This is a genomic window from Paenibacillus sp. Marseille-Q7038 (assembly GCF_965111595.1).
This window is the reverse complement of record NZ_CBCOOM010000001.1, coordinates 2,303,238-2,315,174: the sequence shown is the minus strand read 5'-3', so window position 1 is coordinate 2,315,174 and position 11,937 is coordinate 2,303,238. Positions and strand designations below refer to the sequence as shown.

General features: G+C 38.2%; 11 protein-coding genes and 1 pseudogene. 9 read left to right on the top strand and 3 right to left on the bottom strand.

Annotated features, from left to right (window positions below; translation table 11 throughout):
* Positions 1-11 precede the first annotated feature (11 nt).
* The 4 genes from hflX to glnA all read left to right on the top strand — a co-directional run bounded on the left by hflX (position 12) and on the right by glnA (position 4,677).
* On the top strand, positions 12-1,298 hold the full coding sequence (hflX, locus tag ACWPWY_RS10940; RefSeq protein WP_454192857.1) for a GTPase HflX: 1,287 nt from the start codon (positions 12-14) through the stop codon (positions 1,296-1,298).
* An 87-nt stretch (positions 1,299-1,385) separates the two neighbouring features.
* On the top strand, positions 1,386-2,642 hold the full coding sequence (locus ACWPWY_RS10935; protein ID WP_454191726.1) for a methionine gamma-lyase family protein: 1,257 nt from the start codon (positions 1,386-1,388) through the stop codon (positions 2,640-2,642).
* A gap of 84 nt (positions 2,643-2,726) precedes the next feature.
* A complete protein-coding gene (locus ACWPWY_RS10930) occupies positions 2,727-3,140 on the top strand; it encodes a MerR family transcriptional regulator (protein ID WP_160032050.1) in 414 nt (137 codons plus the stop codon).
* A 208-nt stretch (positions 3,141-3,348) separates the two neighbouring features.
* Positions 3,349-4,677, top strand: a complete 1,329-nt coding sequence (gene glnA / locus ACWPWY_RS10925; RefSeq protein ID WP_332083852.1) for a type I glutamate--ammonia ligase — start codon at positions 3,349-3,351, stop codon at positions 4,675-4,677.
* Positions 4,678-4,811: 134 nt separating this feature from the next.
* Here glnA and ACWPWY_RS10920 read toward each other — a convergent pair.
* A pseudogene (locus tag ACWPWY_RS10920) lies at positions 4,812-5,201 on the bottom strand (transposase); the annotation flags it as partial.
* 556 nt (positions 5,202-5,757) lie between these two features.
* Here ACWPWY_RS10920 and ACWPWY_RS10915 point away from each other — a divergent pair.
* Positions 5,758-7,665 carry an SIR2 family protein gene (locus tag ACWPWY_RS10915; RefSeq protein WP_454191725.1) on the top strand — a complete coding sequence of 636 codons (1,908 nt, stop codon included), beginning with the start codon at positions 5,758-5,760 and terminating at the stop codon, positions 7,663-7,665.
* 98 nt (positions 7,666-7,763) lie between these two features.
* On the opposite strand, the gene lexA is transcribed toward ACWPWY_RS10915, so the two are convergent.
* Positions 7,764-8,390 carry a transcriptional repressor LexA gene (gene lexA / locus ACWPWY_RS10910; RefSeq protein ID WP_160031939.1) on the bottom strand — a complete coding sequence of 209 codons (627 nt, stop codon included), beginning with the start codon at positions 8,388-8,390 and terminating at the stop codon, positions 7,764-7,766.
* A 178-nt stretch (positions 8,391-8,568) separates the two neighbouring features.
* On the opposite strand from lexA, the gene yneA reads away from it, so the two are divergent.
* The 4 genes from yneA (at position 8,569) to ACWPWY_RS10890 (ending at position 11,186) form a co-directional block, all read left to right on the top strand.
* Positions 8,569-8,940, top strand: coding sequence for a cell division suppressor protein YneA (gene yneA / locus ACWPWY_RS10905; RefSeq protein ID WP_454191724.1), 372 nt, complete (start codon positions 8,569-8,571; stop codon positions 8,938-8,940).
* 395 nt (positions 8,941-9,335) lie between these two features.
* Positions 9,336-9,863, top strand: a complete 528-nt coding sequence (locus ACWPWY_RS10900) for a methyltransferase (protein ID WP_454191723.1) — start codon at positions 9,336-9,338, stop codon at positions 9,861-9,863.
* Between the two features lie 28 nt (positions 9,864-9,891).
* Positions 9,892-10,677: an HAD family hydrolase gene (locus ACWPWY_RS10895; RefSeq protein WP_454191722.1), complete on the top strand. Its 786-nt coding sequence runs from the start codon at positions 9,892-9,894 to the stop codon at positions 10,675-10,677.
* A 104-nt stretch (positions 10,678-10,781) separates the two neighbouring features.
* Positions 10,782-11,186: a FixH family protein gene (locus tag ACWPWY_RS10890; RefSeq protein WP_454191721.1), complete on the top strand. Its 405-nt coding sequence runs from the start codon at positions 10,782-10,784 to the stop codon at positions 11,184-11,186.
* Between the two features lie 60 nt (positions 11,187-11,246).
* Here the strand turns inward: ACWPWY_RS10890 and ACWPWY_RS10885 are convergent, their stop codons facing one another.
* A complete protein-coding gene (locus tag ACWPWY_RS10885; RefSeq protein ID WP_191799355.1) occupies positions 11,247-11,789 on the bottom strand; it encodes a cupin domain-containing protein in 543 nt (180 codons plus the stop codon).
* Between the last annotated feature and the right edge of the window lie 148 nt (positions 11,790-11,937).

Here is an 11,937-nt window from a genome sequence, read left to right as displayed (position 1 = left end):
GGGCAAACATGATGGCAAACTCCACGCACGAAACAAATATGGATATAAAAGATAGAGCAGTTTTAGTCAGTCTAGTGACGGATCAAGTGAAACGAAGTGGAATTAACCCAGAATATTCTCTGCAGGAACTTGTTAAACTGGCAGAAACAGCAGGGGTTGAAGTACTTAGTGTAATTTCGCAGAACAAGGAAAGAGCGGATACCAAATGGTTTATCGGAAAAGGAAAAGTAGAAGAACTTAGACTCGTTGCGGATGAACTGGGGGCGACTACGGCTATTTTTGATCAGGATCTCTCGGGTGCTCAAGTACGGAACCTGGAAGCGAGCCTCGATCTCAAAATCATTGACCGTACTCAGCTCATCCTTGATATTTTTGCCCAAAGAGCAAATACAAGAGAAGGAATTATCCAAGTTGAACTCGCACAGCACTCTTATTTACTTCCGCGCTTGTCCGGTCATGGCAAGAATTTATCACGTCTAGGCGGCGGAATCGGAACCCGTGGACCGGGGGAAAGCAAGCTTGAAACAGATCGTAGACATATTCGTAATCGAATCAGCGATTTGAAACGTCAACTGGAAGAAGTGACGCGTCATCGTAAACTGTACAGAGAGCGCCGCAAAAAGAGCGGGGTTATTCAGGTTGCTCTTGTTGGTTATACGAACGCGGGAAAATCAACCCTACTAAAGCAGCTGACTGCAGCTGATGTATACATTGAGAATCAATTGTTTGCTACCCTTGATCCTACTTCACGTACGATGGAACTTCCCAGCGGCAAAGAAATCGTTCTAACGGACACCGTTGGGTTTATTCAGAATCTACCGCATGATTTAGTAGCTGCATTCCGCGCTACACTTGAAGAAGTGAATGAAGCAGATCTTATTCTCCATGTAGTGGATGCATCGTCCGAGATGAGAGAAGATCAGATGAATGTCGTTCATAAGATCCTTGAAGATCTAGGAGCGGCCGATAAACCGCAGATTGTACTATTTAATAAAAAAGATGCATGTACGCCTGAACAGCTTCAAATGCTGCCATCTGGTAAAGGGTATAAGAAGATCAGTGCCTTTGACGAAGCAGATCTACTTAGCATTCGTGAGATGATTCAAGAGGAACTGGCAGGAGATACAGTTAAGTTCCGCATACCGGCAGAAAGAGGAGATATTACTTCAGTTATTTACCGTGTGGGTGATGTAATTAATACGGAATATGATGAAAGTGATGTTATATATGAAGTACAAGTTCAGCAAGGGGAATATGATAAATATGGACATATGCTGAAAGAGTTTATTGAAGTTTAATTATTTGACGTGATTTTACCGGATAACAAGATAACAACTAAAGTGCATATCATGTCAGATTTGTACGCATGAGGAGAGAAGATGAACATGAAGGCCGTTTTTTCAGAAGAAATTGTTCGTTTAGGACAAGAGATTGAAGAGAAGATTGAAAGTAAGTTACGAGAAGTCGATCGTATTATCGATAAGAATCAGTGGAAAGTCATTGAAGCTTTTCAGAAGAAGCAAGTAAGTGATTATCATTTTGCAGGTTCCACTGGGTATGCTTACAATGACCGCGGACGTGAAGTGCTAGATGAAGTTTATGCTGAAGTATTCGGGGCAGAAGCAGCATTAGTGCGTCCGCATTTTGCCTCGGGGACACATACCATTGCTACAGCGCTTTATGGAGTACTACGTCCAGGAGATGAACTGCTATATATTACAGGCACACCGTATGATACGTTACATAAAGTCATAGGAAAAGCTGGGGATGGTACAGGTTCACTACATGATTTTGGAATCACGTATCAGGAGACTGCACTTACGGCGGAGGGTTTGATTGATTGGAGTGCAGTGGAAGAAGCCATCAATGAACGTACAAAAGTGATCGGGATTCAGCGTTCCAGAGGTTATGACTGGAGATCATCTTTTACGGTGACGCAGATTGAAGAGATGGTTCAAAAAGTAAAGGCATTAAAAGAAGACGTCATTGTTTTTGTTGATAATTGTTATGGAGAATTTACGGAAGAGAAAGAACCTACCGAAGTAGGTGCTGATCTAATTGCAGGTTCTCTGATCAAAAATCCGGGCGGTGGTATAGCTGAAACCGGTGGTTATATTTGCGGAAAAGAAAAATATGTTCGGCTTGCTGCTTACCGGCTCACGGCACCAGGAATCGGCGGAGAAGTTGGAGCAATGCTTGGGACTACAAGAGGAATTTATCAAGGCTTATATTTAGCCCCTTCCACGGTCGGACAAGCAATCAAGGGAAGTATATTTGCAGCTGCAATGTTTGAAGCGGTTGGTTTTGTCACAAAACCTGCATGGCATGAGATGCGGACCGATCTCATTCAGGCTGTTTCTTTTGATGGCCCAGACCATCTCATTGCTTTTGTTCAAGGTATTCAGAAAGCTTCGGCAATTGATAGTCACGTGGTACCAGAACCTTGGGACATGCCAGGTTATGAGCATCCAGTGATTATGGCAGCAGGAACTTTTATTCAGGGTGGAAGCCTTGAACTATCGGCAGATGCACCGATTAGAGAACCTTACATAGGATATATGCAAGGTGGTCTTACTTACTCCCATGTGAAATATGGCGTTCTTATGGCACTGCAAACCATGAAGGACCGTAATTTACTGTGAGTTTTCCTTACATATCATTGACACTTCATATCATATAAATGTACAATGATGGTATATAGTATACTTGGAAGGTAGATGAACGACATGGGTGATGAAATCCGCAGAAATATGGCCTTATTTCCTATTGGAATCGTTATGAAACTTACGGATCTTTCTGCAAGGCAAATTCGTTATTATGAGCAGCATAATTTAATCGTCCCAGCGCGTACATCAGGAAATCAGCGTCTTTTCTCTTTTAATGATGTAGAACGATTGCTTGAGATTAAAGCTTTAATTGAAAAAGGGGTCAATATTGCGGGGATTAAGCAAGTAATGAACCCAGTAACAAAAGAATCAGAGGAAGCAACAGTTATTACTCCTGACACCGAAGTGAAACGAAGAGAGCTATCGGATTCTCAGTTGCATCGGATGCTCAAGCAACAGCTGGTTGCTGGTAAACGTCCAGGTCAGGTTTCCTTAATTCAAGGTGAGTTGTCACGCTTCTTTAACAAAAAATAAGTTTCTTGAGGCGTGAACTTGGGTGATAAGTTGAAATAGGACTTCAGGTTCACTTTCTTGACATGTGGAAGTGCGCCTGTGACAATGAATGGGGAACCAACATTTTCTAAGTAATAGCAATCGTGCTATTTCTGTTAGAAAACGGATCGGCTGTCCTGCATGCACTCATTGAAGCTGATACTTATATGAAGAAAAGGGAGAGGATTTTGTGAGTTTTACTAAAGAGGACATTATTCGTATTGCAAAAGAAGAAAATGTGCGTTTTATCCGTTTACAATTTACTGATCTGCTCGGTACGATCAAGAACGTTGAAATTCCAGTGAGCCAGTTACAAAAAGCATTGGATAATAAAATGATGTTTGATGGATCTTCCATTGAAGGTTATGTTCGTATCGAAGAATCCGATATGTACTTGTACCCGGATCTAGACACTTGGGTCGTATTCCCATGGGTTGCTGAGAACCGCGTTGCACGTCTTATCTGTGATGTATATATGCCGGATGGTACTCCATTTGCTGGAGACCCGCGTGGTATTTTAAAACGTGTACTTAAAGAAGCAGAAGAAATGGGTTATACTTCCATGAATGTGGGACCTGAACCTGAATTCTTCTTATTCCGCACGGATGCGAATGGTAATCCGACAACGGAACTCAATGACCAAGGTGGTTATTTTGACCTTGCTCCCATGGATCTTGGTGAAAACTGCCGTCGTGAGATCGTACTTACTTTGGAAGAGATGGGCTTTGAAGTGGAAGCTTCTCACCATGAAGTGGCTCCAGGACAACATGAGATTGACTTCAAGTATGAAGAAGCTATCAAAGCAGCAGATGAGATCCAAACTTTTAAACTCGTAGTAAAAACCATTGCTCGTCAGCACGGTCTGCATGCAACCTTTATGCCGAAACCTCTATTTGGTATGAACGGATCAGGTATGCACTGTCACCAGTCCTTATTTAAAGGTAATGTAAATACATTCTATGATGAGTCTGACGAACTTGGTCTGAGTAAAGAAGCTCGCCATTACATGGCAGGTATTCTGAAACATGCTCGTGCTATGGCTGCGATCACGAATCCAACTGTGAACTCTTACAAACGTTTGGTTCCTGGATATGAAGCACCTTGTTACGTAGCATGGTCAGCAAGTAACCGTAGCCCGATGATCCGTATTCCAGCATCACGTGGTCTGAGTACTCGTGTAGAGGTTCGTAACCCAGATCCAGCAGCGAATCCTTATCTTGCACTTGCAGTTATGCTGAAAGCAGGTCTTGACGGTATCAAACGTGAATTGTCATTACCGGCTCCTATTGACCGTAATATCTATATCATGTCAGAAGAAGAGCGCATTGAAGAAGGTATTCCTTCCTTGCCAGCTGACCTGAAAGAAGCATTGCATGAACTAATCCGCAGTGAAGTAATTACGGATGCACTAGGCGAACATGCACTTGCTCATTTCTATGAATTGAAAGAAATCGAGTGGGATATGTACCGCACACAAGTACATCAATGGGAACGCGATCAATATTTGACGCTTTACTAGAATGGAAAACCCTTGGCGCTCTTAGCGACAAGGGTTTTTTATTTTTTTGGAGGAAAGACGGAGGGGGATTAATTGTGGGTGGTCACCCCAGAAATACCCACAAAGTTTGTGTATTTCTCATATTTTTTGATCGAGTCTTTTTCTATTTTCTTTGATACGTGAGCGTAGATATCAGAAGTGATGCTGATACGACGTTCGTAGTTCTTTTCAAAAGTAGAGAAATGCGGAACTTTATCATAAAATCCATAGCCCAAAAACCAACGATACGCCATATTGGTTTGTACTTCTTCGATCGTTTTTCGCATGGAACGAATACCAAAGGTATATTGGGCAAGGGGTAGTTTAATTAAGATGACCGGATCGATGCTAGGCCGTCCAATTTTCGAATAATGATCCTGAACCAAATCGTAGATAAAGGAAAAATCGATCGCTGATTCGATTTTGCGAACCAATGATCTTCTGAGACGAGTTGATCAAGAGCAACCAATTTCAGGTTGGTCACGCTGAGTGGATGATTGTTTCATTAGTATGATTGTCACCTCAAATGAAAAGTTATTTCTATTTCATTATCTTTCTAATTATCTTGAATATATCAAATGTCGTCTTACTGTAAATCTTGTTATAGGTCGCTTTCTAGGGATTGGTAAGCCATCCCGTCCCCTTGGCATTTTCAGCCCTAAGCTATGTGTAAGTTGTCCTTTAATGCTTGTTTGTGCACTTATACGTTTCCTGGAACTTGGTTTCCTCAAATCACTCTTCACTCGACACCTCTAATTTACAAATATTATGAATCAAGATATATTCATCTTAACATATATTTTCCAAAGGAATAATTATACTAAATTACTAGCTCAATTCCTATGAACTAATACAAAATATACTATTGAAAGGTAATATATTTTTTTAAATTTTATCAGTGAGTTTGATATTGAAATGGTAAAGTAAGAGAGTAATATTATCGTAAATGATTTTAAAACATATTATTGAAAAATAAGGTTAATGAATAGTCTAGTATATCGAAGGAAAATTAATTAATTATAATAAACAATCATGCTATTTCCAATTAAAGGAGAGTTGAATGTGGACGCTAACTTAGAGAAGTTGATTAAATTTATTCGTAAAGGAGAGGTTGTTCCTTGGATTGGTTCTGGAATGTCATTAGGGGCTGGTTATCCTTCTGCAAGAGGGCTTTCTGAATCGATAATCAAGGAAGCGGTTACGGAACATCAAACTATTCTTGAGAGACATAAGGAAAATTTGCAAAAACTAACTGGAGAGTTTGTAGAGATGAATGGAGGGAGTAGACAGACGCTTATAAAGGTTTTAAGACAAGAATTTCGAAAGAGCCCTACTAATCTTTCGACTCACAAAATTCTAGTCCAGGTTCCACAATTCAAATACTTTGTTACAACGAATTATGATCGTGCAATAGAAAAGGCACATGAAGAAGTTTATTATGATAATAAATTAAATGTTGTAGTTAAAGATGAAGATTTAGCACTTATGGATAAAAAATTGGTTACACTTTATAAAGTTCATGGTGATGTGGATAATCCAAATCAAATAGTTATAACAGAAGCAGATTACACGGACTATTTCCGGCGTACCCATAGTAATTTGATATGGAATGAGATTAAGAGCCTGATACCTAAAAATTCAGTCTTATTTATAGGTTTCTCACTAGAAGATCAAAACATTGACTCTATATTTGCAGAGATAATCGAACATTTAGAACCAATTCAGAGAGAAATGTTCTTAATAGCACCAAATATGCCTGAGTATAAGGTTGGGAAATATGCTAAAAGAAATATCCACTATATTAATATGAGGGGAGAAGAATTTTTTAATATACTGAAAATAGAGATAGAAAAGAATATTGTTAATGATGTGCGATCAGGCTTTTTGTCTGTTAAAGAAGCATTACCGATTTTACAGTCTAAAGGTTTGGATACTAATTTTTCTCATGACAAAACGGGGAATCACTTCTTAAGATCTGCTAGTATATCGCCGGAGGTAGCTTCTGATAAAAAATTCTCAGGTTTATTAAGAGCGAACCCCCAAGTACTACAAGCAATATTAAATCAGTTGGAATCTGGTGCAACAGATGAAATTTTCTTACCAGAAGGTGAAGGGATTTCTATTAGAACCGAATTTGATGGTGTTGAATTACTGGATATTAACTTAATTAAAAATTTGTCTTTGACACCAAATCCAAGTTGGCATGGGAAATGTGATCTTGCACTGCATCCAAGCAATATGTACATAGAAGATGTAGATATAAAATTATTCTACAATCAGAGATTAGTTACTCTAATTTTCGATGTTTCTCCATTTAATGTTAAGTTTATAATTGGTACAGAAGATGAGTCGCAAAATTTTAAATTTGATTTCAACGGTGCTCTAATTCCCAATGTTTTACGAGGTAAACATGTTTATGAATTTTTTAGGGAATGGATAACAGGGAAAGAGTTAAGATTTTTTAGTGATAGTTTTCCTTTTCAAAATATCCCAAAAATACAAGATATAAAATTGGATAATGCAGTAGAAGCTTTAGATGCCAGAATCGAACTCTACAATAATCTATTGCTAATACAAAATAATTTTCAAGTTAAATTTAATATACCTAATGAATTAACTGAAGATGATATTAAGTCGATAACTGATCTTATAAACATTTCGTACGGGAAAAAGAAGAGGTTAGAAGAATGCACAGTCGAATTGGAGAATGATCATTCATTAATTAAAACTATTAACACGCACTCTTTTTCATACAAGTTCACTTTTAGCGAAAAGGAAACAATTAGACTCTTTGGGCAAGAGATAAATGTGGGTTTTCCAGTAATAGATTCAGAGGATTTTTATGTAGTTGATATTGATCGAACTTTAGAGGATTTACAAACTAATGCTAGTGTTAAACTTAAAATTAGGAGCCGAAGTAATAATATTTATCTTTATTTTGAGGATAATCCACCATCTGAAGATAAATAAAAGTAGTGGAGTAAAACGTGAAAAGCAGAGATCTGAGTTATAAGATCTCTGCTTTAAAAATATAAGTGCAAATTAAATTATTTTTATTTTTTAAAAAATTAATGAAAATCACGGAATAGGCCAATAACTTTACCTAGTATAGTTACTTTGGTAAGCCGGAGAGGTTCATATGTAGGATTCTCAGGCTGAAGACGTACATGATCTTTTTCTTTATAGAAAGTTTTCACTGTAGCTTCATCATCTTCCGTCATAGCTACGACGATTTCACCATTGTTAGCCGTTTGTTGCTGACGAACAATGACATAATCCCCATTGACAATACCAGCTTCGATCATACTATCTCCTACTACATTCAACATAAACACTTTCTCTTCTCCCACATATTGCATAGGTAAAGGGAAATAGTCTTCAATATTTTCTGTTGCAGTAATAGGAATACCTGCGGTTACTTTACCGACTACAGGAACTCTAACAACCGTCTGAGCAAATTGGCTTGTCTCATCTAACTCATCATGACTCAAAAGCTCAATTGCACGAGGTTTTGTAGGGTCTCTTCGAATTAAACCTTTTTTCTCCAAACGATCCAAGTGTCCGTGAACAGTGGAGCTGGACGCGAGTCCGACAGCTTCACCAATCTCTCTTACGGACGGTGGATATCCTTTTAATCGAACTTCATTTCGTATAAACTCCAAGATTGCTAATTGCCTGCTGGACACCTTCGACATACCGTATCAACTCCACTTAATAACGTTTGGGAAAATTATAGCATAGAACCTCCGTTCGTACAAACGTTAGTTCTAAAATAGAACGAACAATTGTTCTAAAAAGTTATTGTCCAAAACACATGTTCGTGTTATAGTGATCAATATAGAAATGAGAACAAATGTTTGGAGGACGATATATATGCTAAAATACAGTACATACAATAGTATCTATAGCAATGCAGAAGGAACTAAGAATCATACTTTACTTGGTAAGTTACTTCATCAATTTATTTATAATAATAGACGCTTTTTGGTTCGCCTGGTCATCATTCTTAGTGTTGCTTTTTTATGTCTAACTGGGTTTATGACGGTTCTTACTAATGCAAGTAAAATTGTTTCCTACCAAGAGTTTGTTGTATCTACAGGAGATTCTTTATGGTCGATTGCTTTGGATCATAAACCACATCGCATGGATACCAGGGAGTATGTTGAACAAATTAAGCGGCTGAATGTGATGGAAACGAGTGATATTCAAACAGGACAAGTATTAAACTTACCTCATGTAGAGTAAGAAAAGATGCTTTTTGTATTTTAGAATTTTTGTATTAAAAAAGTTTAATGAAGTCTTACTTTAATTTTACAGTTCATTGATGCTGTCTATATCGTTTTTTAATGCATGATCGGCAAGGGCGCAATTCACAATTGTGTCCTTTTTTTGTTGTTTACATAAGGAGGTCTTGCCATACAGGTATATACCTTGACAACCCTTTATTTACATGGCAAAGTTAAGGAGATTGTGCTTTTTTAAGGGAGTAAATTAGATGAAGGAAGAGGATTCCATTATGCTAAAACCACTTTTATTCCCATGAAAAAAAGATAGGTTTAATCATAGTTATGAGTGGAGAGTTAGTATATAACTACCATGATATAATAACTGGATTGCACAGATTTTAAAGGGGGATTTACATGGCAAGTTCATTTGAAAGAGCAGTCAAAAGGAATCAACACAAAGTAAATAAGAATCGCAAAAAAAAGGGACAACCCGTCCTTGGCTCCGGAATGGAAAATGAAGATATTTTTAAAGGAAGAGCATTTATATTTCCTTTCGTACTCGTTGTACTAGCCTTTATGTTCTTAACGCTTAGCGGCCTTACAAAAGGCGGCGTGGCTGGATTTGATTGGGTTGTATTTGTACTTTATATGGGACTAGCACTGATGTATTTCTTCCGTCGTCCTTATCTTAAAGTAGGTAAGAAACGGATCAAGACTATTAAGCTAAGCAGAGAACGTTCACTTGGTGCAGAAGACATCAAACGTATTGTGGTAGATAAAGGGTCTATTATTATTGAACACAACGATAAAGGCAGTAACTGGGCTTTTAGTCGTTTGCTTAATTTATATGATACCGACGCAATGGGCGAAAGATTAATTACCTTTGCACAGGCACATCAGATTCCGGTAGAGGATAAGAAAGCTCTAAAAGAAGCTAAATAAATCGATATACTCAAGGGGAGAGAACAAGATGTCAATTAAAGCAGTGATGTTCGACTTGGATGATACCCTGCTATGGGATGAAAAGAGTGTGGAAGAGGCTTTCTACGAAACATGTCTCTATGCCTCAAAAAAATGCGGTGTGGATCCTCATGAACTTGAAGTATCGGTAAGAAACGAAGCTAGAAAGCTGTATGAATCTTATGAAACTTTTCCATTCACGAAAATGATTGGCATCAATCCCTTTGAGGGACTATGGGCGAATTTTAATGCTGGAGAACAGCCTGAATTCAGAAAGCTCGAACAATTAGTACCCGGATATCGTAAAGATGCATGGACGAATGGACTTGCGGCACTTGGTGTGAATGATAGCGAACTTGGTGCAGAGTTAGCTGATAAATTTGGTAAAGAGAGAAGATCTCGTCCTTATATGTATGATGAGACTCTCGAAGTTCTCACAGAGTTGAAAGGTAAAGTGAAGTTGCTGCTTCTCACTAACGGATGTCCTTCTTTGCAGCAAGAGAAGCTCGATGGTGTGCCTGATTTGGTTCCTTATTTCGATCACATCATTATTTCTGGGAAGTTTGGTAAAGGAAAGCCGGATGCTGCGATATTCCATCATGCCTTATCCCAGCTTGATGTGTCCGCAGAGGAAGCGTTAATGGTAGGAGATAAGCTGACTACTGATATTAAGGGTGCGCTTTCTGCAGGCATTAAAGCAGTGTGGATTAACCGTAATGAGAAAACAAACGATCAATCCTTTCAACCTGATGTTGAAATTAAACATCTTACAGAAATTTACGAACTGTTATCATAATAGAACAACTTTAGATTTCACTTCCATGAACCGCTTGGCTGTTTGAATAAAACAGAAGCGGTTTTCTTTTATCTTCATACGAATAGAAGAGAGGATTTATAAAGATGAGACGATTATTTGTATTACTATGTTATGCGATGATCTCCCTCATATTATTGAGCGGATGCCAAAAGGAAGGAAGCGAATTCACGGAAATGAAATTACTTGAACCAATAAAGGTAGAACTCGTTGTTCCTGAAGGGGAAGCAGTTGCAGTCTCTGACCTTGTACAATTGGAAGCCATTGTTACTCAGCAAGATGAATACATAGATGATGCAGACGATGTGACATTTGAAATTTCTTTAGAAGGCAGTATAGGATTAGAAGTGGATACAACATACGATGGGGAGGGGAAGTATACCGCAGTGTATCAGTTTCCTGTTGAAGGAATATATAAAGTTACTTCTCATGTAACAGCGAGAGGGATGCATTCTATGCCATCGAAACAAGTAGAAGTTACTAAAAAATAGCCACAAAAAAACCACCCTATGAATGATCTCACAGGGTGGTATATTTACTTATCATATGAATTAGGCCTTGATAAAGCTAGGATCTGGGTACGGATCTGCAACCCAGCCATTCTGTTCAATAAACAATCGAACAGCGATGATTTGTTTGTTATCCATAAGTGTAAAGAAGTGAGGCGTGTTTTCAGGAACAGAAATGACATCACCTGGCTCAAGCTCTACGTTGAAGTAGCCTGTTTGTTCGTCACCTTTAATGATAAAGATCCCTTTACCAGAAACGATCGCACGAATCTCATCTTCTGCATGTGTATGAATTTCTTCAAACTTAGCAAGCTTTTCTTCCAGATCAGGAGTAGCTTCTGACAGAGTGATGATATCCCAGATTTGATAACCTCGGCGGGCAGCCAAATCTTTAATTTCGGTATCGTAAACATCCAGGATTTGTTGTTTTTCTTCATCATTTAATACAAAGTTATTTTGAAGTTCAACTGGAAGTTTTGATGCATCCCATTTTTCAAAAAGTACTTCATATTGATTGAGGAAGGAACGAACATTATCTTCACCTGTGATTCTTTCGTTCGTGTTTCGAATTAAGATTTCTGCCATTTACTTTCCCTCTTTTCCACTTGGTTTAATTGCTATTATAGCGAATATTCTCCTTTTTGTCGATTGACTTTTTGTCAGTTATCTTCATTAATATCCTGAAATCATTGTTATGACGCGGTTCTTCGCGATTTAAATATTCTTTCATAAA

What these genes read in the sequence shown, in the direction of transcription:
- hflX (WP_454192857.1), top strand. Translation starts at nt 12, where the DNA reads ATGGCAAACTCCACGCACGAAACAAATATGGATATAAAAGATAGAGCA.
- ACWPWY_RS10935 (WP_454191726.1), top strand. Translation starts at nt 1,386, where the DNA reads ATGAAGGCCGTTTTTTCAGAAGAAATTGTTCGTTTAGGACAAGAGATT.
- ACWPWY_RS10930 (WP_160032050.1), top strand. Translation starts at nt 2,727, where the DNA reads ATGGGTGATGAAATCCGCAGAAATATGGCCTTATTTCCTATTGGAATC.
- lexA (WP_160031939.1), bottom strand. Translation starts at nt 8,390, where the DNA reads ATGTCGAAGGTGTCCAGCAGGCAATTAGCAATCTTGGAGTTTATACGA.
- yneA (WP_454191724.1), top strand. Translation starts at nt 8,569, where the DNA reads ATGCTAAAATACAGTACATACAATAGTATCTATAGCAATGCAGAAGGA.
- ACWPWY_RS10900 (WP_454191723.1), top strand. Translation starts at nt 9,336, where the DNA reads ATGGCAAGTTCATTTGAAAGAGCAGTCAAAAGGAATCAACACAAAGTA.
- ACWPWY_RS10895 (WP_454191722.1), top strand. Translation starts at nt 9,892, where the DNA reads ATGTCAATTAAAGCAGTGATGTTCGACTTGGATGATACCCTGCTATGG.
- ACWPWY_RS10890 (WP_454191721.1), top strand. Translation starts at nt 10,782, where the DNA reads ATGAGACGATTATTTGTATTACTATGTTATGCGATGATCTCCCTCATA.
- ACWPWY_RS10885 (WP_191799355.1), bottom strand. Translation starts at nt 11,789, where the DNA reads ATGGCAGAAATCTTAATTCGAAACACGAACGAAAGAATCACAGGTGAA.